General features: G+C 35.0%; 18 protein-coding genes. 16 read left to right on the forward strand and 2 right to left on the reverse strand.

What is annotated here, in order from left to right; genetic code table 11:
• Positions 1–65: 65 nt before the first annotated feature.
• On the reverse strand, positions 66–962 hold the full coding sequence (gene gldA, locus F6U93_RS07050; protein WP_150938239.1) for a gliding motility-associated ABC transporter ATP-binding subunit GldA: 897 nt from the start codon (positions 960–962) through the stop codon (positions 66–68).
• 335 nt (positions 963–1297) lie between these two features.
• Between gldA and F6U93_RS07055 the strand changes: the two genes are divergently transcribed.
• The 16 genes from F6U93_RS07055 (at position 1298) to F6U93_RS07130 (ending at position 21715) form a co-directional block, all read left to right on the forward strand.
• A complete protein-coding gene (locus F6U93_RS07055) occupies positions 1298–2125 on the forward strand; it encodes a prephenate dehydratase (protein ID WP_150938242.1) in 828 nt (275 codons plus the stop codon).
• Positions 2122–3267, forward strand: a complete 1146-nt coding sequence (locus F6U93_RS07060) for a pyridoxal phosphate-dependent aminotransferase (protein ID WP_150938244.1) — start codon at positions 2122–2124, stop codon at positions 3265–3267. The genes F6U93_RS07055 and F6U93_RS07060 overlap by 4 nt, the downstream gene beginning before the upstream one ends.
• Before the next feature lie 101 nt (positions 3268–3368).
• Positions 3369–4220, forward strand: a complete 852-nt coding sequence (locus F6U93_RS07065; protein ID WP_150938246.1) for a prephenate dehydrogenase — start codon at positions 3369–3371, stop codon at positions 4218–4220.
• 10 nt (positions 4221–4230) lie between these two features.
• Entirely contained in the window at positions 4231–5313 is a 1083-nt protein-coding gene (locus F6U93_RS07070) for a bifunctional 3-deoxy-7-phosphoheptulonate synthase/chorismate mutase type II (RefSeq protein ID WP_150938248.1), read from the forward strand.
• A 111-nt stretch (positions 5314–5424) separates the two neighbouring features.
• Positions 5425–5955 carry a hypothetical protein gene (locus tag F6U93_RS07075; protein ID WP_150938250.1) on the forward strand — a complete coding sequence of 177 codons (531 nt, stop codon included), beginning with the start codon at positions 5425–5427 and terminating at the stop codon, positions 5953–5955.
• A gap of 406 nt (positions 5956–6361) precedes the next feature.
• On the forward strand, positions 6362–9685 hold the full coding sequence (locus tag F6U93_RS07080) for a proline dehydrogenase family protein (protein WP_150938251.1): 3324 nt from the start codon (positions 6362–6364) through the stop codon (positions 9683–9685).
• 140 nt (positions 9686–9825) lie between these two features.
• The gene (gene rsgA, locus F6U93_RS07085; protein ID WP_150938253.1) at positions 9826–10776 is read left to right on the forward strand and encodes a ribosome small subunit-dependent GTPase A; all 951 of its coding nucleotides are present in this window, start codon (positions 9826–9828) and stop codon (positions 10774–10776) included.
• Positions 10773–11225 carry a D-aminoacyl-tRNA deacylase gene (gene dtd / locus F6U93_RS07090; RefSeq protein ID WP_150938255.1) on the forward strand — a complete coding sequence of 151 codons (453 nt, stop codon included), beginning with the start codon at positions 10773–10775 and terminating at the stop codon, positions 11223–11225. Before rsgA ends, dtd begins: the two co-directional genes overlap by 4 nt.
• A 275-nt stretch (positions 11226–11500) precedes the next feature.
• Positions 11501–13414: a DUF3857 domain-containing protein gene (locus F6U93_RS07095; RefSeq protein ID WP_150938257.1), complete on the forward strand. Its 1914-nt coding sequence runs from the start codon at positions 11501–11503 to the stop codon at positions 13412–13414.
• The gene (locus tag F6U93_RS07100; protein ID WP_150938260.1) at positions 13414–15420 is read left to right on the forward strand and encodes a transglutaminase domain-containing protein; all 2007 of its coding nucleotides are present in this window, start codon (positions 13414–13416) and stop codon (positions 15418–15420) included. Before F6U93_RS07095 ends, F6U93_RS07100 begins: the two co-directional genes overlap by 1 nt.
• Entirely contained in the window at positions 15420–15746 is a 327-nt protein-coding gene (locus F6U93_RS07105) for a nucleotide pyrophosphohydrolase (RefSeq protein ID WP_150938262.1), read from the forward strand. The genes F6U93_RS07100 and F6U93_RS07105 overlap by 1 nt, the downstream gene beginning before the upstream one ends.
• A gap of 35 nt (positions 15747–15781) precedes the next feature.
• Positions 15782–17005 carry a 3-phosphoshikimate 1-carboxyvinyltransferase gene (locus F6U93_RS07110; RefSeq protein WP_150938264.1) on the forward strand — a complete coding sequence of 408 codons (1224 nt, stop codon included), beginning with the start codon at positions 15782–15784 and terminating at the stop codon, positions 17003–17005.
• A gap of 79 nt (positions 17006–17084) precedes the next feature.
• Positions 17085–18134, forward strand: coding sequence for a tRNA preQ1(34) S-adenosylmethionine ribosyltransferase-isomerase QueA (gene queA, locus F6U93_RS07115; protein ID WP_150938266.1), 1050 nt, complete (start codon positions 17085–17087; stop codon positions 18132–18134).
• A gap of 182 nt (positions 18135–18316) precedes the next feature.
• Positions 18317–19357 carry a 23S rRNA (adenine(2503)-C(2))-methyltransferase RlmN gene (gene rlmN, locus F6U93_RS07120; RefSeq protein ID WP_150938268.1) on the forward strand — a complete coding sequence of 347 codons (1041 nt, stop codon included), beginning with the start codon at positions 18317–18319 and terminating at the stop codon, positions 19355–19357.
• A 47-nt stretch (positions 19358–19404) separates the two neighbouring features.
• Positions 19405–20382 (forward strand): polyprenyl synthetase family protein, encoded by a 978-nt coding sequence (locus tag F6U93_RS07125; protein WP_150938270.1) that lies wholly within the window; start codon positions 19405–19407, stop codon positions 20380–20382.
• A gap of 85 nt (positions 20383–20467) precedes the next feature.
• Positions 20468–21715 carry a DUF2254 domain-containing protein gene (locus F6U93_RS07130; protein ID WP_150938272.1) on the forward strand — a complete coding sequence of 416 codons (1248 nt, stop codon included), beginning with the start codon at positions 20468–20470 and terminating at the stop codon, positions 21713–21715.
• Between the two features lie 16 nt (positions 21716–21731).
• Here F6U93_RS07130 and F6U93_RS07135 read toward each other — a convergent pair whose 3' ends face one another.
• Positions 21732–22685 carry a transglutaminase family protein gene (locus tag F6U93_RS07135; protein ID WP_150938273.1) on the reverse strand — a complete coding sequence of 318 codons (954 nt, stop codon included), beginning with the start codon at positions 22683–22685 and terminating at the stop codon, positions 21732–21734.
• Positions 22686–22687: the final 2 nt, after the last annotated feature.

Genomic DNA, 22687 nt, shown 5'->3' on the forward strand with positions numbered 1-22687 from the left:
TCGCAAAATTAGTAGGTAGTTGTTTGGATAAAGATGACTTTTGTCATAATCGGAATTTAAGGTAGCTATTTTGTGGTTAAATTCCTAAAAAGAGATTCTAAACTGGCATTCTTTTGATTAAGTTGAAGAATCTTCAATTCGTTGTCATGAGCAAAATCAAAAACATGGGAGCGCATGTCTTGTGTGGTGTTAAAGGTGATTTCGTATACAAAATCGTATGTATTTACTACGCGTTCTACTTTAGGTAATCGCTGTAGAAAGGCATTTTCAACACGATAATCAAATTCAACTATAACGATTTGTTCGGCATCATTTCTAAGGGCGTTTAAGTTTTTATCAGCTACAATTTCGCCTTTATTAATAATGATAACGCGGTCGCACATGGCTTCTACTTCTTGCATAATATGCGTAGAAAGAAAAACCGTTTTTGTTTCACCAATAGTTTTAATGAGATTTCTAATGTCAATCAATTGGTTGGGGTCTAAACCTGTAGTGGGTTCATCTAAAATAAGCACGTCGGGGTCGTGCAACAAAGCATTTGCTAGGCCCACACGCTGACGATAGCCTTTAGATAATTGTCCGATTTTTTTATGTGCCTCTGGTGTTAATCCAGTGAGTTCAATCACATCTTCAATACGTTGTTTGCTTACTTTGTAAACTTGAGCGTTAAATGCGAGGTATTCTTTAACATATTGTTCTAAATATAAAGGATTGTGTTCAGGAAGGTAACCCACACTTTGCTTTACCGCTTTGGGGTTGTCATCAACATCAAAACCATTGACTAGAGCTTGTCCGTCATTAGACTTGATATAGGTGGTTAATATTTTCATTAAAGTGGATTTTCCAGCGCCGTTTGGGCCAAGAAAACCAACAATTTCGGGCTTACCTACTTGAAATGAAATGTTGTTGAGGGCTTTCTGATTTTCGTAAAGTTTTGAAACACCGATAACTTCAATTGACATAATTAAATTTATTTATTCAAAAATAAATGAATATCTAATGTAAAGGAAGTTTTGCTGTAAAATCTTTAAAACTTTTCTTGAAACTTGAAAAAATATTTCATTGTGTTTTGATTTCTCAAAATAATAATTACTTTAGCCACGTAATTATGACAACAACAGTATATTATACATATTTTAACAACTATTTCTTTTTTAGCAAAAGAAACGAGGCGTTGTATGTATAATTTATAAACATAAATTATTGATATGAGTCTCGATGAAAATCGAGACTTTTTTTTGTTCAAGGATTACAAAAAAGAGCACTAAAGTTTTAGAAATTAATAAAAGTTAAAACGTTGATAAAAACAGTGGCCATACAAGGCGTTAAAGGGTCTTTTCATCATATTGTTACCCAACAATTTTTTGATAATCCTGTAGATTCTATTGAGTGTATGACATTTGATAGGGTAGTAGATTCTTTATTAAGCAAAGAAAGTGATGCTGGAGTTATGGCATTAGAGAATTCTATTGCGGGTTCTATAATTCCTAATTATGCACTTATTGATAAAAATGAGTTACATATTGTTGGAGAACATTATTTAGATATTCAGCATAATTTAATGGGGCTTAAAGGCCAAAGTATTGAAGACATTAAGGAAGTATATTCACATCCCATGGCTTTATTACAGTGTAAAAAGTTTTTCAGACAATACCCGCATATTAAGTTGGTTGAAGATAAGGATACAGCCGAAGTAGCGCAGCGTATTCAAGAAAAACAACTTAAAGGTGTAGGAGCCATTGCAAGTGTGGCTGCAGCCGAAATTTTTGAATTGGATATTCTAGCAGAAAGCATTCAAACGATAAAAAATAATGAAACCCGTTTTGTTATTGTTAATCGTAAGAATTCTGCCGTGCCGGAACAAGAAATAAATAAAGCTTCAGTAAAATTTGAAGCCAACCATAAACGCGGAAGCCTCGCCGCTATTTTAAACGTAATGAGTGATTGCAAGTTGAGTTTAACCAAAATTCAATCGTTGCCAATTATTGAAACCCCATGGAAATATGCTTTTTTCGTGGATGTTACTTTTGATAGTTACGAAGATTTCAAAAAAGCTAAAGCTCTAATTGATATTATGGGCGATGGGTTTAAAGTGTTAGGTGAATATAAAAATGCGAAGTTATGATTGAAGTAGCAAATCGGTTACAAACGGTTGAAGAATACTACTTTTCAAAGAAATTAAGAGAAGTAGGCGCGCTTATGGCAAGCGGTAAACCGATTATCAGTTTAGGAATTGGGAGTCCAGATTTGGCGCCTCCAGCAAAGGTGTTAGAAGCCATTTCTGAAAGTTTTAAAAGTCCGAGTGCTCATAAATATCAGAGCTATCAAGGGCTTCCAGAATTGCGTGAAGCGATGGCTGAGTTTTATAAAACACAGTTTTCTGTAAACTTAGACCCTGCTTCAGAAATTTTACCTTTAATGGGAAGCAAGGAAGGGATTATGCACATATCAATGGCTTACCTAAATGAAGGCGATTCGGTTTTAATTCCAAACCCAGGTTACCCAACTTACCAATCAGTTACTAATTTGGTAGGCGCTAAAGGCATATTATATAATTTGGATGCTGAAAATAATTGGATGCCAGATTTTGAAGCTTTAGAAAAGCTTGATTTAAGTAAAGTAAAGTTGATGTGGGTAAACTATCCGCACATGCCTACGGGAGCAAAACCAACCAAATCTATATTTGAAGATTTAGTAGCGTTTGCAAAACGTCATGATATTTTAATTGTTAATGACAATCCGTATAGTTTCATATTAAACGATGCACCAAAAAGTTTATTGGAAGTTGAAGGTGCTAAAGAAGTTTGTTTAGAATTGAATTCCTTGAGTAAAACCTTCAATATGGCCGGTTGGCGTGTTGGAATGGTGATGGGGTCTACCGAGCATATTAATAATATTTTAAAGGTGAAAAGTAATATGGACTCTGGTATGTTTTACGGCATACAAAAGGGTGCTATTGAAGCCTTGAAATGTTCAAAATCTTGGTATTCAGAATTGAATGCTGTGTATGAAGTGCGTCGTAAATTAGTATGGGAACTGGCTGATGCATTAAACTGTACTTATGATAAAAATGCTTCGGGCTTATTCATTTGGGCAAAATTACCAGAAGGCGAAAAATCAGAAGCTTTTATAGATAAGATATTAATGGAAAAAGATATTTTTATCACACCAGGAACTGTATTTGGAACGCAAGGTGAAGGCTACGTAAGATTTTCGTTATGTGCAACGAGTAGTGCTATTAGAGAATGCATAGCACGAGTGAAATAAAATAAAGACAAGCTGTTTACGCTGTTGTAAGCTGCTATAAATAATAAACTCTTAACCCATTTGATAAGAGTTCCCTTTTAGGGTTTTTGGGGTAAAAAGACATGAAAAATATATACGCAATAGGTGTTGGTTTAATAGGGGGGAGTCTCGCTATCGATATAAAAAAGAATAATCCAGAAGCGATTATTCACGGTATCAGTAGGAAGGATGGTACCTTGGAAAAGGCCCTTGAGCTCAATATCATTGACAAAAAAGCCACTTTAGACGATCTTGAACATGCCGATTTGGTGATTATTTCAATTCCAGTTGATGCTACGGTAAAATTATTGCCAACAATTTTAGATAAAATATCAGACGATACTTTGGTGGTTGATGCAGGTTCAACAAAAGTTGATATTTGTAAATCGGTAGAAGATCACCCAAGACGTAGAAATTTTCTAGCCATGCACCCGATTGCAGGTACAGAGCATTCTGGGCCAACAGCCGCTTTATCAGGGTTGTTTGTTGGGAAAACTAATATTGTTTGTGAAGTTGAAAAAACGACTTTTAAACTGCAAGAGAAAGCTTTGAAGTTATTTGCTGATATCGGGATGCGTATCCGTTATATGAATCCAGAGGCACACGATAAACACATTGCCTATGTGTCGCATTTATCGCACATCAGTTCGTTCATGTTAGGTAAAACTGTGATTGAAAAGGAGCGCAACGAACGTGATATTTTTGACATGGCGGGCAGTGGATTTGCTTCAACGGTTCGTTTGGCAAAGAGTTCGCCAGAAATGTGGACACCTATATTTAAACAGAATAAAACTAATGTTATTGAAACATTAGAAGAATATATTAACAACCTCACTCAATTTAAAGAATTCATGCAAAAGGATGATTTCGATGCTATTTACAGTGAGATGGAAAGTACCAATTATATTAAAGATATTTTAAAAGGAATTAGTTAAGCTTAAAATTATGGAAAACAACAAAGAAATGAGAAAGTGGTTAGATGATTTAAATTTAGATCATCCACTAGTAATCGCAGGGCCTTGTAGTGCTGAAACAGAAGAGCAGGTTTTAAAAATTGCACATGAGTTAAAAGATACTGATGTGACTTATTTTAGAGCTGGAATCTGGAAACCAAGAACGCGTCCTGGAATGTTTGAGGGAGTTGGTGCTTTAGGCTTAAAATGGTTACAAAAAGTAAAGGCTGAAACAGGTATGAAAATTTGTACGGAAGTTGCTAACGCAGCCCACGTAAAATTAGCCTTAGAACACGATGTTGATTTATTATGGATTGGAGCACGTTCTACCGTAAGTCCTTTTATCATGCAAGAAATTGCAGATGCTTTAGAAGGTACTGATAAGCCAGTATTGATAAAGAATCCAGTAAATCCAGATTTAGCCTTATGGTTAGGAGGTATTGAAAGAATTTATGCTTCTGGTGTTAAAAACATTGGAGCGATTCATAGAGGTTTCTCAACTTATGAAAAAACCAAATACAGAAATAACCCAGAATGGCAATTGGCTATTGAATTTCAAAATAAATTCCCTGACATTCCTTTAATTAACGATCCTTCGCATATTACAGGGAAAAGAGATATGATTTTTGATGTGTCACAATCAGCCTTAGATTTAAATTTCGACGGGTTAATGATTGAAACACATTACGATCCTGAAAACGCATGGAGTGATGCTGCACAGCAAGTGACGCCTTCTACATTGGTTCAAATTATGAGAGATTTGAAAATTAGAAAAGAAACAAATGCTGAAGCAGATTACAATAATGCCTTAGAGAATTTAAGAGCACAAATCGACGTTGTTGATAATCAAATCATCGAATTATTAGGAAAACGTATGAAAGCCGCTGATGGTATTGGTCAGTTGAAAAAAGATAAAAACGTAGCCGTACTACAATCGAAACGTTGGAATGAGATTTTAGGTAAAATGGTCATGGAAGGTCAGCAATTTGGTTTAAGTGAAGAGTTCATTTTAAAAATGTTTAAAGCGATTCATCAAGAATCGATTAATCATCAAGAAAAAATCCTTCAATCATAATTAAAGGAATTAAAATTGTAAAAGGCCTTCCATAGCGGAAGGCCTTTTTTTTATACTAAAGCTTATTTTTTATGATTAATTTAGATGAGGCAATTTGAAAAATCAGTTACTATGCAAAAGTTATCCCTCTCTTTATTAGTATTTTTTGTTTTTATAATAGGGCTAAGTGCTCAAGAATCTAATGAAGCCGAAAGAAGTGAAACCAAAAATCAAATCAATTTTGTAATTGGTTACACTCATATTCCCCGTGCTTTTGAAGATGGTAGAGAAGAAGATCCTGTTTTTGTGCCTACAATAGGTATCGATTATTTTAGAGAATTGAACGAAAAATGGGTTTTAGGCCTTGTTATGGATTTAGAGTTGACTGATTATGCATTAGAATTTAATGGAGACCATCTTCCTCGAGAAAATGCTTTTTTAGTAGGGGTTATAGCAGGCTACGAACTTTCAGAACACTGGGGCATTATGGCGGGTCCTGCCATAGAGTTTGAAGATCATAAAGATTTATTTGTTTTCCGTTTAGCCACTGAATATAAAATAGATCTAGGTGAATCATGGTTGCTATTACCTTCATTTAACTATGATTTTAAAGAAGAATATGGTACATGGAATCTTAGTGTTGGCGTAGGGAAGAAGTTTTAAAGCTACTATCCCGTTAAAAATGAGAACGACTATCGGTTTGAGCTTGCCTACCTGCTGACCGGCTCAGATGAGAGCTTTTGAGAGGCTAAAAATTAGATCTTGACTACGATTAATTTCCTATTAAAAAACCAATTTAAAACATGTTATTAATTAATGTGTTTTTGCGCTTATTATGTTTTAATAATGAATGGTAATTGTGCTTTCTGATTTCATATTAATTAGTATATTTAAATTTTTGTTAATATTTTTTTTCGGGTTAATATCTTAATCGTAAAAGTTATTTATTTGCGGTCTGAGAGCTTAGGTTTGTCATATAGGATATGTACTTTATAAAATCTAAGAACCTTATTCTAATAACCAACAGTATAATAGGCTTTGTGGCCTATTTTTTAAATGGATTAATTATATGGATAGAGCTACTGAAAACACGCTAAAACTTGCAGAGAAACTACAAGCTAATCACACTTCAACTAAGAAAAATCCTTTTGCCGATCGACTTAAAACGATTATAGCAGAACCCGAGAGTAAACATTTTTTAATCCAAATGATGGATGTGGCTTTTAGGTCTAAAAACTATAAGAAAGTTGCCGGACATGTGATTTACTTGTTAAACACAAAAAAGAATTACGAATCCTTGTTCACACCCGTGGAGAATGCGATGCTGAAATCTTTTGCTTTAGTTGGTAAAGCCGTGCCTTCGCTTAGTGTGTCTATCATGCTCAAAAAAATCCAAGCCACCTCCAGTGATGTGGTGTTTTTTATCAATAGTAAAAAGTTTAAAAAACACGCTCAGAAAAGAAAAGAGCAAAACATTACGCTTAATGTGAACCTTATTGGAGAAGCATTAATTGGGGAAGACGAAGCCCAAAAAAGAATTTTAGGCTACCTGGCGTTACTCAATAGAAAGGACGTTAACTATATTTCTATTAAAATCTCTACCATATTTTCACAAATTTCATCACTAGCTCACGAAGATACTGTTGAAAAACTATCTATTAGGTTGGCTATGTTTTATGATGAAATCTTAAAAATTGAAAAGGAAACTGGTGTACAGAAGTTTGTAAACCTAGATATGGAAGAGTACAAGGATTTACAAATCACTTTCGATGTGTTTATGAAAACCTTGTCTTTACCTGCCTATAAAAATATTAGAGCTGGTATCGTATTGCAGGCTTATATTCCTGAAATGATTCACTATTACCGTGAACTCTATACTTGGGCTCAAAAAAGAGTGAATAATGGAGGGTCTTGTGTAAAAGTAAGATTGGTAAAGGGAGCTAATATGGAAATGGAAATGACTGAATCATCCATTGAAGATTGGCCATTAGCAACTTATAGTACCAAACCAGAAACTGATGCTAATTACAAAAAAATATTATCGGAAATGTTAACTACCGACTCCGCCAGAGTAGTGAACGTAGGGGTAGCATCACATAATGTTTTTGACATCGCTTATGCATTAAATTTAGTAAAGGAAAATGAGTTAGAAGACTGTGTTGATTTTGAAATGCTTGAAGGCATGTCTAACGAGACGGTTGATAATTTATTGGCTGAAAAGGTACACTTACTATTATATACGCCTACGGTTAAAGAAAACCAGTATAACGCGGCTATCGCTTATTTGGTAAGAAGGCTTGATGAAGGTACACAACCTGGCAACTTCTTAAAAGAAGGTTATGGTTTAGAGGTAGGCTCTGAAAAATGGCATGAATTAAAAGATGAATTTCTTCATTCACTGTCGTTGATGGAGAATTTAGATACAACTCCAAATCGAAAGCAAGACCGGAACACCCAAGTTCCAAAAGTTATGGAAGGCTTTCATAATGTGCCAAATACCGATTGGAATTTGCCGCAAAATATTGAATGGGCACAAAAAATTAAAACCGACTGGGAAACGCCTGAGAATATTATTGGAAAAACCATTCCTGTTGTAGGCAATTTAGATGATAATGAACGCTATACGGTAAAAGTTAATAACTGGTCTGGAACACCGCCTTGGGATTATGAAATGTCAATCAAGGAAGATTATCAAAAGGCAATTGATGCTCCGAGTGAATGGCAAGATTATTCGGTTGCAAAGCGTGTGGAATTATTGAAAAAAGCTGCTGTAGAAATAGAAAAAAGTAGAGCTGATTTAATCGGTGTTGCTGTAGCTGAGCTTGGTAAAACTGTTAAAGAAGTTGATGTTGAGGTTTCAGAAGCTATCGATTTTGCCAATTTTTATGCAGAAAGTGCTATAGATATCGCAAAAGAATTTACCAGTGATGATGAGGGCATTAACTTGGTGTTATCACCATGGAATTTCCCAATTGCGATTCCTATTGGTGGGGCATTGGCCTCATTAGCTGCAGGTAAAAAGGTGATTTTAAAACCTTCAACCAATGCATCAGCATGTTCATATTTAGTTTGTAAGTGTTTATGGGAAGCGGGTATCCCTAAAGATGCCTTGTATTTCTTGCCTTGTGAGGAAGCGATTCTTGATGACTTTTTAACGACAGGAAATGTTTTTGATGCAGTCATTTTAACTGGTGGTACAGATACGGCACATTTCTTATTAGAAAGAAATCCGCAATTAAATTTATATGCTGAAACCGGAGGTAAAAATAGTACCATTGTTACAAGCTTAGCAGATAAAGAGCAGGCAGCTGTTAATATCGTACAGTCTGCATTTGGTAATGCGGGGCAAAAATGTTCAGCAACTTCTTTACTTATTTTAACCGAAGATGTGTTTACCGATAAAGAGTTTAAAGCGCTATTAAAAGATGCTGCAAAGAGTAAAACCTTTGGGAACCCTTGGGATTATTCAACTGAAATCGGACCTCTAGCGGTACCGTTAACCGAGAAGTTAAAACATGTGATTAGAAACACACCTGACGACCAATGGTTGGTTAAACCAAAATTAAACGGAAATCACATGCTTACTCCTGGGATTGTTTGGGACGTAACTACCGATGACTATTCGTATCAAAATGAGTTGTTCGGACCAATTTTATCAGTGATGAAAGCGAAAAATCTAGAAGATGCTGTTGAAATCGCTAACAGCGTCGATTATGGATTAACCGCCGGTATAGAATCACTAGATGATAACGAAATAGAGTATTGGAATAATCATATTGAGGCGGGGAATAAATATGTTAACCGATCAACTACCGGTGCCATTGTGCAAAGACAGCCCTTTGGTGGTATTAAAGCATCTTGCTTTGGCTTCGGAATGAAAGCAGGAGGCATTAACTACGTGCTTCAGTTTACAAATATAAATTCTAAGGTAACTGATTGGAAAGCAGATTACCAAAAATGGTATGATGAATTGTTTAGTAAGAAAATTGACTATGTTAACTTACGCGGACAATCTAATATTTGTAGCTACAATACCTATAAAGAAATTCTGTTGTTTTACGATGTGCACACACCACAGAAGCATATTGATAAAATTGAATACATTGCTGAGTTTTTAAATATTCCTTTAGTTAAGGATACTTGTGGTAATGCTTTAAAACACCATCCAAAAGATTTTACATGTGTAAGAACTTTAGGGGTGTTATCTGATCATTTCTTAATTAGATGTCACCAAAACGCCATTCATGTTTATAAAGATGAACCTAGAAATAGTGGGCGTATTGAGTTGCTTAATTACTTAATTGAACAGAGTTATTCGCATAATTACCACCGTTACGGAAACTTAATGGGTGTAGCATATAATGCCGAAGAGAAACCTAGATATTACGAATAAAATGATTTTTTAGAAAGCAGAAATCAATTTAAGAAACCTCGAGACCTAGTCTTGAGGTTTTTTGTTCAGGCTAGATATGAAAAGATTATTATTCACTCTTAAGTATAAAAGTTGTTAATTTGCAGTATTAGCATGAATTAATGACAGGACAAGTATATAAATCTACAGGAAGTTGGTACACGGTTAAAACTGAATTAGGACATACCTATGAATGCCGTATTAAAGGAAAATTTCGCTTAAAAGGCATAAAAAGTACTAATCCGATTGCTGTTGGTGATGTTGTGGATTTCGAATTGGAAACTGATAATAACCAGGAATCTGGTGTCATTCATAATATACACGACAGATCAAATTATATTGTTCGAAAATCAGTGAACCTTTCTAAACAAACGCATATTATTGCTGCTAATTTAGATCAGGTTTTTTTAATGATTACCATTAATAATCCACCTACATTAACCAGTTTTATTGATCGTTTTTTGGTTACTGCAGAAGCTTACTCTATCAAAACAGTTTTATTATTCAATAAAATTGATGTTTATGATAAAGACACCCTTGATGAGGTACGTTATTTAGCCCATGTTTATCGTGAAATTGGTTATGAATGTATTGGTGTTTCAGCGGTAACGGGTAAAAATATCGACAAGGTTAAAGCGCTTATGAAAGATAAGGTGAGCATGTTCTCTGGGCATTCTGGCGTTGGAAAATCTACCCTTGTAAATGCTATTGAGCCTAGCTTAAATATCAAAACTAAAGCGATTTCAACACAACACATGCAAGGGCAGCATACTACGACGTTTGCTGAAATGTTCGATTTAGAATTCGGAGCCAAAATTATAGACACGCCAGGCATCAAAGGTTTTGGTGTTGTTGATATGGACAAAGAGGAGGTTGGTGATTACTTTCCAGAAATTTTTAAGTTAAAACAAGACTGCAAGTTTAACAATTGCCTTCACGTTAAAGAACCACATTGTGCTGTAAAAGAAGCCTTGGAAAATGATGAAATTCAATATTCGCGTTACCGCAGTTATTTACAGATTATTGAAGGTGAAGATGAACATTACAGAACAGATATTTGGGATAAAGAATGAAAATAGTTATTCAGCGTGTTTCTAGAGCTAGCGTCACTATTGAAGGCGAAAAAGTAGCGAATATAAAGCAAGGTCTCCTTATTTTATTGGGTATTGTTCCTGATGATACTTCAGAAGATATTAAATGGCTAACAAATAAAATTGTTAATCTACGTGTTTTTGAAGACGAACAAGGGGTGATGAATGAGTCTCTAAAAGCTATTGAAGGTGATGCCATTGTGGTGAGTCAGTTTACTTTACATGCCGCTACAAAAAAAGGTAACAGACCAAGTTATATCAAGGCAGCAAAACCAGAAATTGCTATTCCGTTATACGAAGCATTTGTAAAGCAGCTCGAAACCGATTTAGAAAAACCTGTGCAAACTGGGCAGTTTGGTGCAGATATGAAAGTTGAACTTCTTAACGATGGTCCTGTGACTATTATCATTGATTCTAAAAACAGAGTTTAATAATTCTTTTGATTGTATTATATCGATTGAAATATAGTAGGTTATGTGTTTGTTGATGAAGAAAACTGACGTTGTTTTTCTACAAATACGTAGCTAAATTTTTCGAATAATATAATAATTTAACAAATTTAACCTTCTGTTTTCTGAGGTTTTCATATCTTTCTCGCAAGAAAAATAATAAAAAACACTTCTCTCAAGAACGTAGTATTAATTTTTTTAACCATATCGTAGTAATAAACCAACCATTTGTTACTTCAGCCAACTAGCGCCCAAAAATGAACTTAAAATACTGTGTGAATATCTGTGTTTTATTCACAACCCTTTTGGTTTTCGGTCAGGAAAACCTATACACTTCGTTAACCATTCCTAGTGGTCTTAAAGCAGATGCAAATGCTGTAATTCGATTGAATGAAGTTTCGATCATTATAGAGTCTGAAACAGAAATGCATATTCAAGGTAGGCGTATTATTACCGTTATGAATAGTGCGGGTGAACGTCATATTGGCGCCAATGTTCCCTACGATCCTAACACCAAAATAAAAGATTTAAAGGTGTCTGTTTTTGATGCGCGTGGAAATCTCATTGACAAAATCAAAGAAAATGATTTTAAAGATGTTAGTGCTGTTGAAGGCGGAACCTTATATTCAGATTCGAGAGTAAAATATTTAGAGTACACAGCGATTAAATACCCTTACACCATAGAGTTTACTTATGATGTTGTTGACGAAAATACGGCTTTTATCAAGTCGTTTGTACCCGTAAACAGCTATTTGCTGAGTGCAGAAACGTGTCGTTATACCATTACTTATCCGAGTGACTTAAACATTAAAACAAAAGCTAAGAATTTTGATGGGATTTCTTTAGAAAAAGAAGAGAAGCCTGGTGAAATTCATTTTGAAGCGAAAAATATTAAGGCCTTTAAATACGAGGACTTCAGTCCTGGGCTTTTCGATATCGCACCGATGGTGTTGGTGCGTTCTACTGAATTTCAATTGGAAGGTGTGCAGACTAAAGTTGAAAATTGGAATGATTTCGGAAAATGGATGTATCATGATTTAATTAAAGATACCCATGATTTGCCGGAGGCTACCAAAAACAAAATTCGTGAATTGGTGAAGGACGAACCCAATGACCGAGCTAAAGCCAAAAAAATATATGAGTATGTTCAAAACAAAACCAGATATATTGGCGTACAAGTGGGTATTGGTGGCTGGAAACCATTTAATGCTTCAGAAGTTGATGCTTTGGGCTACGGCGATTGTAAGGGGCTCACAAATTATACCTTAGCCCTTTTAGATGCTGTGGGGATTAAATCAAATTATACTGTGGTTTACGCAAAGTCATCACAACGAAATTTTGAACATGATTTTGCTTCTATGCAAGGTAATCATGCCATTCTTAATATACCCATGGAAGGTGAAGATGTTTGGTTAGAATGCACGAGCCAAAAACTGCCTTTTGGTTTTATTGGTGATTTTACTGATGATAGAGATGTTTTAGTGATTACTTCTGAAGGCGCTCAAATTAAACGTACCAAAAAATATACAGTTGAAGAGAATCTGCAAACCATTAAGGCACAATACGAAGTTTTAAGTGATGGCGGGATACAAGCCCAACTAAAAGTGGTTTCAAAGGGCATTCAATATGACGATAAATATAGTCTAGAAGTTGAAACCCAACGGGAGTTAGATAAAGCCTATAAAGAGCGCTGGAGCTACATTAACCGTTTGGCTATTGAAAACATACATATTGAAAATAACAAAACCGATATTGAATTTATTGAAGCCATCAGTTTTCAAGCGGGAGGTTACGCTAAAAAAATTGGAGACCGTATGCTACTCACTTTAAATGCTGTTAATAGAAATACATATATACCAGATAGGTATAGAAACCGAAAATGGCCACTTAAAGTAAGTAGAGGTTTTAAAGATGTTGATGAAATTGAAATAAAACTACCTGAAGGCTATCAAATAGAAGCTAAGCCTGAAAATATACTTATTGAAAATAAGTTTGGAAGCTATAAAGCTTTATTAGAAACCAAAGATGAAAAAACATTGGTTTACAAACGAGAATTTACCATTGTTGATGGAGAATTTCCAAAGGAAGATTACAGCGCTTTTCGGGATTTTCATAAAAAAGTGGCACAACTAGATAATTCAAAAATAGCATTAATTAAAACGACACCATAATGAGAATTTTTATTACCTGTTTAACTTTATTACTTACAATAACAGGATTTTCGCAAGATTATAAATTTGGCAAAGTATCTAAAGAAGAATTACAAGAAGCGATACACCCAATAGATTCATCGGCTTCTGCTGCATTTCTGTATAAAAATAGAAGAACACATTTCGAATATTTTCCTCAGGATGGTTTTAAAGCGATAACCGAAGTTCATGAACGTATTAAAATTTATAACCAAGAAGGATTTGAGTATGCTACAAAGCAAATTTTGCTTTATAAAAGTAGAAATAATGAAGAGGAAGTAAACGGACTAAAAGCCTATACCTATAATCTTATTGATGGTAAAATTATTGAAGATAAACTTGATAAAAAAGCGGTTTTTAATACCGAAGCATCCAAATATAGGAATGAAGAAAAGTTCACCATGCCAAACATTAAAAACGGCTGTGTTATAGAATATCGATATAAAATAGTATCTCCTTTTATATCTAATATCGATGAATATGTTTTTCAAGAAGATATTCCTATTAAAAAGCTTGAAGCTATTTTTGAAGCGCCTGAGTATTTTGTTTATAAGAAAAATATAAAGGGTTATTTAAATGTTACACCACAAACTGAACGGAAAAATGACAAATTTATTTACCATGGGGTGACTAATAATGACGCTATAACCGCTAGGGATAGAGAGCGATATACAAAAGAAATAAATTTTGTAACAAACAAAGACGCCTATGAGCTTAGTGATATTCCTGCATTAAAAGAAGAACCTTATGTTAATAATATTGATAATTATAGATCCGGTGTGAAATATGAACTATCATATACGCAATATCCTAATAGCACAGTAGACTATTATTCTACAACTTGGGAAGATGTGGTTAAAAGCATATATGATAGCTCAAATTTTGGAGGTGAACTGGATAATACCAGTTATTTTAAAAAGGATGTTGAAGCACTTATAGGTTCAGTTTCAGATCCTGTTAAAAGAGCTTACTTAATATTTGATTATGTAAAGTCTAGAATGACATGGAATAACTATCATTCGGTTTATACCAATAAAGGGGTTAAGGGCGCCTATAAAGATCATGTGGGTAATGTGGCTGAAATTAATTTAATGCTAACTTCAATGCTACGCTATGCAGGGCTAAGAGCTTACCCTGTATTAGTGAGTACTAGAAGTCATGGTGTACCACTGTTTCCAACAAGAGAAGGCTATAATTATGTAGTAAGTTGTGTTCGGTTTCCGGAAGGTGATATGCTTCTAGATGCGACTAGTAAATATGCTATGCCAAATATCTTACCAACAAAAACTTTAAACTGGCAGGGACGAATGATTTCAGAACACGGGGGGTCAACATTAATTGATTTATACCCTAGTGAAAAATCTAAAAACAATATTTTTATGATGGCCAATCTACAAGAAGACGGTGTTCTTAAAGGTGGATATAGAAGCATGAAAACCAATCACAATGCCCTAGATTTTAGAGACAGCTATATAGGCGTAAACTTAGATGATTATCTAGAGCGTTTAGAGAATAGTTATGACGGTATGGAAATTTCAGACTATAAAGTGGTCAACGATTTAGATTTATCTAAACCTGTAAGTGAGTCTTACAAATTCGTAAAAGAAAGTCAAGCCGATGTTATTGGTGATAAAATATATTTTTCGCCTATGTTCTTTTTACGTAGTTCAGAAAATCCTTTTAAACTAGAAAATCGTGCCTATCCCGTTGATTTTGCATACCCTTCTGAAACCAATTATAAAATTATTATTACCATTCCAGAAGGCTATCAAATAGAGAGTGTTCCAGAGCCAGTGGCCCTTATGCTGCCAGATGACTTAGGGGTGTTTAAATATAATATCTTAGCTCAAGGTAAAAATGTGCAATTGGCTGTTGAGGCGCACGTGAATCAATCTGTGATTACCCCAGAGTATTATGCCGCTTTAAAAGCGTATTTTAGCCAACTCGTAGAGAAACAAGGTGAACAAATCGTTTTAAGCAAAACATAATGGATATAAAAAATGCACAATTAGCAGTAGACGAATGGATTAACGAGCACGGTGTTCGTTACTTTAATGAATTAACCAATATGGCACAGCTTACCGAAGAAGTTGGTGAAGTGGCACGTATTATAGCAAGACGCTACGGCGAACAAAGCGAAAAAGAAAGTGATAAGGATAAAGATTTAGGCGAAGAATTAGCCGATGTATTGTTTGTCGTGCTTTGTTTGGCCAATCAAACAGGGGTTGATTTGCAACAAGCATTTGATAAAAGAATGTATAAGAAAGGAAAACGAGACCATGATAGGCATCATAATAACGAAAAATTAAAGTAAATTTACCGCTTCTGTAAAAAAGAAATTTTTCAATTATGCACTTTACACTTCAAAAATCTAACATAGCTAAACAATCTTCTATTCAAATTACAGGTTCTAAAAGTGAATCAAATCGATTGTTATTGCTTCAAGCTTTATATCCAGATTTTAAACTGGAAAATGTTTCAAATTCAGATGATAGTAATTTAATGACAAACGCATTAAGTTCGTCTGAAACGGTTGTAGATATTCATCACGCCGGAACAGCTATGCGTTTTTTAACTGCTTATTTTTCTATTCAAGAAGGGCGTGAAACGGTGCTTACCGGTTCAAAACGTATGAAGGAACGCCCAATTAAAATATTAGTTGAAGCGCTTCAAGCTTTGGGTGCTGAAATAAGCTATGTTGAAAATGAAGGTTTTCCGCCAATTAAAATTAAAGGAAAAAAACTGCTTAAAAACAAGGTGTCTTTAAATGCCAATGTGAGTAGTCAGTATATTTCAGCTTTGCTATTAATTGCTTCTAAACTTGAAAATGGTATAGAATTAACTTTAGAAGGTGAGATCACCTCTGTGCCATACATTAAAATGACTTTAGCTTTGCTAGATGAAATTGGCGTAGACTCAACTTTTGAAGGGCATGTGATAACAGTACAACCAAATACTGAAAAACTAACCCCTAAAACCTTAACTGTAGAATCTGATTGGTCTTCGGCTTCTTATTATTTCAGCATTGTCGCTCTAAGCGATATTGGTACCGAAGTGACTATTTCTTCGTACAAAGAAAATTCTTTACAAGGCGATTCGGCTTTAATCGAAATTTATAAAAACTTTGGGGTTTCAGCCACTTTCAACGGAAATGCATTAACCATAAAGAAGGAACGCGAAGATGAAGGGCGCTTGCATTTAGATTTAAGAAATGCACCAGATATTGCTCAAACCATTGCAGTGTCATGCTTTGCCTTAGGTATGCCTTGTTATTTAACAGGTTTGCATACTTTAAAAATTAAGGAAACCGATAGGTTGGTAGCCTTAAAAACCGAAATTGAAAAATTAGGCGGTGAAGTTAGAATTACTGATGATTCTCTACATTTAAAAGGGTCGTGTGAACCAAAACCTTTAGTGTCTATAGCGACTTATAACGACCACAGAATGGCTATGGCTTTTGCGCCTTTAGCACTTAAAGTACCTATTGTTATTGAAGACGCTATGGTAGTTTCAAAATCATACCCAACGTTTTGGGAAGATTTAGAAACTTTAGGTTTTGAAATAACTAAATAATAATCATGTAATTACTTGACAAGGCCTATGCGCAGATTGTATATTTGCAGCTTTCCTATAAAAAATAATAACAACACCTATGAAATTATCTAACTTCGGTTTCGAATTACCTGAGGAATTATTAGCTGAATTTCCAGCAGAAAACAGAGATGAATCTCGTTTAATGGTTTTAAATAGAAAAGAACAAACGATTGAGCATAAAATGTTCAAAGATTTGATCGACTATTTTAATGAGGATGATGTTTTAATTTTAAATAACACAAAAGTTTTTCCTGCACGTTTATACGGAAACAAAGAAAAAACTGGAGCGAGAATCGAGGTGTTCTTATTAAGAGAATTAAACGAAGAACAACGCCTTTGGGATGTTTTAGTAGATCCTGCGCGTAAAATAAGAATTGGAAATAAACTTTATTTTGGTGATGATGATACTTTAGTCGCTGAGGTTATTGATAACACCACTTCTAGAGGACGTACTTTACGTTTCTTATATGACGGGTCTTATAGAGAATTCCGTTTAAAATTAAATGAGCTTGGTGAAACACCACTTCCTAAATATATCAAAAGAGATGTACAACCAGAAGATGAAGAGCGTTACCAAACGATTTTCGCTAAAAACGAAGGGGCTGTAGCAGCACCAACGGCTGGACTTCACTTTTCAAAACACTTATTAAAGCGTTTAGAAATTAAAGGAATCAATTTTGCTGAAGTCACTTTACACGTTGGTTTAGGTACGTTTAATCCTGTTGAGGTTGAAGATTTATCGAAACACAAAATGGATAGTGAAGAGCTTAAGATTAATGAAAAGGCTGTAAGTATCGTAAATAAAGGTATTGAAGAAAAACGTCGTGTTTGTGCGGTTGGTACTACTGCTATGCGTGCTATTGAAAGTGCGGTGTCTTCTAGTGGTCGATTAAATGAATTTGAAGGATGGACCAACAAGTTTATTTTCCCGCCTTATGAATTCAGCATTGCTAATAGTATGGTTACAAACTTCCACACACCAAAATCAACTTTATTGATGATGGTTTCTGCTTTTGTTGGTCACGATTTTATGAAACGTGCTTATGATGAAGCTGTAAAAGAAGGATACAAATTCTACAGTTACGGTGATGCGATGTTAATCATCTAAATCACTCGGGTTACTATCTAGGTTTTGTCACTCTGAACGCGATTCAGGGTCACCTAGAGAAACTGTAGATGACATATTAAAAATAAGAGCTTCTTTTTAGAGGCTCTTTTTTTTTGGCTTGAGATGAATGTATTCATTTCAAATCTGTATTCTAATTTGCTTTCACTATTTTTGCAACTCTTATGGCAACAGGAAAAAAAGACATACGCGCATTAACGAAAGAACAACTTCGTGATTTCTTTGTAAAAGAAGGAGATAAAGCCTTTCGTGGCAATCAAGTTTACGAGTGGTTATGGCAGAAATCGGCACATACTTTTGAAGATATGACGAATCTTTCAAAAGCGACAAGAGAGATGCTTGAGGCGAATTTCGTTATCAATCATATTGAAGTCGATACCATGCAACGTAGTAACGATGGTACTGTGAAAAATGCGGTAAGATTGCATGATGGCTTAATTGTAGAGTCGGTTTTAATTCCAACGCCTACACGTACCACGGCCTGTGTGTCCAGCCAGGTGGGATGCAGTTTAGACTGTAAATTTTGTGCTACCGCACGTTTAAAACGTATGCGTAACCTCAATCCAGATGAGATTTACGATCAGGTAGTCGCTATTGACAATGAGAGTCGCTTATATCATAATCGCCCTTTAAGTAATATTGTTTTCATGGGCATGGGTGAACCCCTCATGAATTACAACAATGTGATTAAAGCCATTGATAAAATTACTTCGGAAGAAGGTTTGGGCATGTCCCCTAAACGCATTACGGTGTCAACTTCTGGTGTGCCAAAGATGATTAGGAAAATGGCTGATGATGAAGTGAAATTTAATTTAGCAGTGTCTCTGCATTCGGCTATTGATGAGGTGCGAACGCGTATTATGCCTTTTAATGAAACTTTCCCTTTAATAGATTTAAGAGAAGCTTTAGAATATTGGTACCTAAAAACCAAGCGTAAAATAAGTTACGAGTATGTGGTTTGGCGAGGTATTAATGATACTCAAGCCGATATTGATGCTTTTGTGAAGTTCTGTAAATACGTGCCTTGTAAGGTAAATATCATTGAGTATAACCCTATTGATGATGGTGAATTCCAACAAGCCAGTAACGAGGCCTTAGAAAATTATATTTCAACTTTAGAAAAAAATCGTATTGTTGTTAATGTACGTCGCAGTCGCGGAAAAGATATTGATGCGGCATGCGGACAATTAGCCAATAAATCTTAAAAAATTATTTTCTATCCCTTATCTTTGAATATTCATAATTCCATCATTTGAAAATAGTAGAGCAAATTAAACAACCTATAGCCTTTGAAATGGACCTTTTCGAGCAAAAGTTCCTGTTGTCAATGTCTAGTAAAGTGGCTTTACTTAACCGAATTACCACCTACATTGTAAACCGAAAAGGGAAACAAATGCGCCCAATGTTTGTGTTTCTGGTGGCTAAAATGGTGTCAAATGGTGAAGTGAGTGAGCGTACCTATCGCGGGGCTTCGGTGATTGAACTCATTCATACCGCTACTTTAGTTCATGACGATGTGGTTGATGATAGTAACCGTCGTCGTGGATTCTTCTCTGTTAATGCGCTTTGGAAAAATAAAATTGCCGTTTTAATTGGTGATTTTCTACTTTCTAAAGGCTTGTTGCTTTCTATTGATAATAATGATTTTGACTTATTGAAAATCATCTCAATTGCTGTTCGTGAAATGAGCGAAGGGGAGTTGCTTCAAATTGAAAAAGCACGAAAACTTGATATTACAGAAGCTATTTACTATGAAATTATTCGTCAGAAAACAGCAACCTTAATTGCTGCTTGTTGTAGTTTAGGTGCAGCTTCGGTTAAACCAGAATCCACGCATGTTGAAACCATGCGTAAATTTGGAGAACTTATTGGTATGGCTTTTCAAATTAAAGATGATTTATTTGATTACGGTGACGACAAAATAGGTAAGCCAACAGGTATCGATATTAAGGAGCAAAAAATGACCTTGCCTTTAATTTATGTGCTAAATCAAGCTTCTAAAGCCGATAAAAAATGGCTGATTAACTCCATCAAAAACCATAATAAAGACACCAAACGTGTTAAAGAAGTGATTGCTTATGTGAAAGCTCACGGTGGTTTAGATTATGCCGTTGAAAAAATGAAAGCTTTTCAAAGTGAAGCCCTTCAATTATTAAATACTTATCCGAGTTCTCAATTTAAATCTTCATTAGAACTTATGGTTAACTATGTGATTGATAGGAAGAAATAGTTCTTGCTCTTATCTTAATCATAAAATGTGTAAGTTTATAATACTTTTTTTGTGAACCCTAGTAACTAATTCTGTTTCAAAATATATGAAATACAAATTCATTAACTTTATTCAAAGAATTCGAGAGCATTTGTGGTTTAGGCCGTTGTTGTTTTGTCTTTTGTCGGTAGCAGCTGCTTTATTTTCACACCAAGCCGATGAAACGCCGCTTAATGATTTGGTTCCTGAAATTCAAACAGATTCCTTAGAAAACCTATTGGATATATTGTCTGCAAGCATGTTGGTTATTGCCATATTTGCTGTAGGTTCAATGCTTTCAGCTTATTCTGCTGCCGGTAGAACCGCAACACCAAGATCATTTAGAATTGTAATTACCGATGATGTCTCTCAATATGCACTTTCAACTTTTATAGGGGCATTTATATTTAGTATAGTGGCTACCGTAGCCTTAGGGAACGGTTACTATAATAAGGCTGGGAAGTTTATTCTCTTTCTCATAACTTTAATATTTTTTACGGCTGTTATTCTTATCTTTCTAAGATGGGTAGACCGTATTTCACGTTTAGGAAGATTAGAACACACCATTTTACAAGTTGAAGAAGTTGCTGCAAAATCTTTGTCTAATTATATTAAAAATCCTCTACGTCAAGGTGTTCCTGTAATCCATGATTTTGAAAACGGAAAACCCATCTTTGCACAAAATACGGGCTATTTACAGCAAATAAATATGAGTGATTTACAGGAACTGGCAGAAGAGTATGACTTAAGAGTTCGACTGAATAGTTTGCCTGGAAAGTTTGTTAATGAGAATTTAGAAATTGCCTATGTTAGTTCAAACAATACATTAGATCTCACAGAGGTGTCAAAAAGGATAAATAATGCGCTCCAAATTGGTCATACCCGGTTGTTTAATGAAGACCCGCGGTTCGGATTAATTACCCTAACCGAAATCGCGAGCAGGGCTTTATCTCCTGGTGTTAACGATCCTGGAACAGCAATTCATATCATTGGAAGCCACGAAAGACTCTTTTTTTTATGGAATGATAAGAATCGAGAAAAAGAAGAAAATAAGGTGGTATATAATAATATAGAAGTTCCACAAATTGAAATGAGTGATTTCTTTGATGATGCGTTTAAACCAATTGCTAGAGATGGTGCTGGTTTTATAGAAGTGATACTGCGTATGCAAAAGACTTTTTCAGCGTTGGAAACTATAAACAACCCCGAAATTAAATCTGCTTCAAAAAAACATGCAAAATATGCTTTGAATAGGGCAGAAGCATCCATAAACATAGCGGATGATCTTAACATTTTAAAGAAAGCCACTTTATAAAAAAATAAATAAAGCTTTATTGTTGCTGTTGGTTGGGTATGTTTTGAAGACTTTGTCTGTAGCTGTTTCTATGATGTACATGTTCACCATGGCTATATGGAAAAACTGGTCCGCTAGGCATGGTTTTTGAGTTATTAATTTCAACTTTAACAAACAGGTCTTCTTCGGCTTGACCGGTATAAACACCTTTTACAGGGGTACAGTCTTTAAAATGCCGCCCAACAGCCAGTCGTACATGATATTGATTGGCAATAATATTATTCGTAGGATCAAGTCCTAACCAACCATAAAAAGGGATGTAGGCTTCTACCCATGCATGTGTGGCCCCTTCTCCTCTGGAGTTTTCGTTATGCGGACAAATATAACCGCTCACGTAACGGGCTGGAATCCCTAACATTCTTAACATTTGAATGAGTAATATGGTGAAATCTTGGCAAACTCCGGCTTTTAAACTCCAAATGTCATTGAGGTTAGAGTCTACATCGGTAACCCCTTGAATGTATTTAAAATTGTTATAAACATAATCACAAAGTGCAAGGGCTGCTCTATAAGGTGTCAGGCTTCGTAAGTTGTTTGAATTGATGAAAGCTGAAATTTCAAAAGAGCCATCAAAGGGTTTATGTGATAAAAAATCCATAAACAAGGGGTTGTACTGGAGTTGGTGGTAAGTATCCCATTGTTGTGCTAATGGTGCTTGGTCCTCTGGCAATGGTTTTTCAAAAGTAACGGCTTCAATTTCAGAAATGATGGCGAGTTGGTTATGCGGTTCTATAATCATGAATGTTGCCACTCGATTACCAAAAAAGTCTTTACGCGATTCAATATTTGGATTATTAGTAATGCTTAAAGTGTGGGACGCAATATTTTGGTATTCATCTTGAATAGGGTGAAGCATCATTTGACTTGCTGCATCGTAAACCAAATCGCTATAATTGTATTCTGTTGTATGTTTGATGTAAAATGTTGGCATAG

Source organism: Pseudotamlana haliotis, from assembly GCF_008806375.1.
GTDB lineage: Bacteria > Bacteroidota > Bacteroidia > Flavobacteriales > Flavobacteriaceae > Pseudotamlana > Pseudotamlana haliotis.

Coding starts and splice junctions, on each gene's coding strand:
- gldA (WP_150938239.1), bottom strand. CDS start 962: ATGTCAATTGAAGTTATCGGTGTTTCAAAACTTTACGAAAATCAGAAA.
- F6U93_RS07060 (WP_150938244.1), top strand. CDS start 2,122: ATGATTGAAGTAGCAAATCGGTTACAAACGGTTGAAGAATACTACTTT.
- F6U93_RS07065 (WP_150938246.1), top strand. CDS start 3,369: ATGAAAAATATATACGCAATAGGTGTTGGTTTAATAGGGGGGAGTCTC.
- F6U93_RS07070 (WP_150938248.1), top strand. CDS start 4,231: ATGGAAAACAACAAAGAAATGAGAAAGTGGTTAGATGATTTAAATTTA.
- F6U93_RS07075 (WP_150938250.1), top strand. CDS start 5,425: ATGCAAAAGTTATCCCTCTCTTTATTAGTATTTTTTGTTTTTATAATA.
- F6U93_RS07080 (WP_150938251.1), top strand. CDS start 6,362: ATGGATAGAGCTACTGAAAACACGCTAAAACTTGCAGAGAAACTACAA.
- rsgA (WP_150938253.1), top strand. CDS start 9,826: ATGACAGGACAAGTATATAAATCTACAGGAAGTTGGTACACGGTTAAA.
- dtd (WP_150938255.1), top strand. CDS start 10,773: ATGAAAATAGTTATTCAGCGTGTTTCTAGAGCTAGCGTCACTATTGAA.
- F6U93_RS07095 (WP_150938257.1), top strand. CDS start 11,501: ATGAACTTAAAATACTGTGTGAATATCTGTGTTTTATTCACAACCCTT.
- F6U93_RS07100 (WP_150938260.1), top strand. CDS start 13,414: ATGAGAATTTTTATTACCTGTTTAACTTTATTACTTACAATAACAGGA.
- F6U93_RS07105 (WP_150938262.1), top strand. CDS start 15,420: ATGGATATAAAAAATGCACAATTAGCAGTAGACGAATGGATTAACGAG.
- F6U93_RS07110 (WP_150938264.1), top strand. CDS start 15,782: ATGCACTTTACACTTCAAAAATCTAACATAGCTAAACAATCTTCTATT.
- queA (WP_150938266.1), top strand. CDS start 17,085: ATGAAATTATCTAACTTCGGTTTCGAATTACCTGAGGAATTATTAGCT.
- rlmN (WP_150938268.1), top strand. CDS start 18,317: ATGGCAACAGGAAAAAAAGACATACGCGCATTAACGAAAGAACAACTT.
- F6U93_RS07130 (WP_150938272.1), top strand. CDS start 20,468: ATGAAATACAAATTCATTAACTTTATTCAAAGAATTCGAGAGCATTTG.
- F6U93_RS07135 (WP_150938273.1), bottom strand. CDS start 22,685: ATGCCAACATTTTACATCAAACATACAACAGAATACAATTATAGCGAT.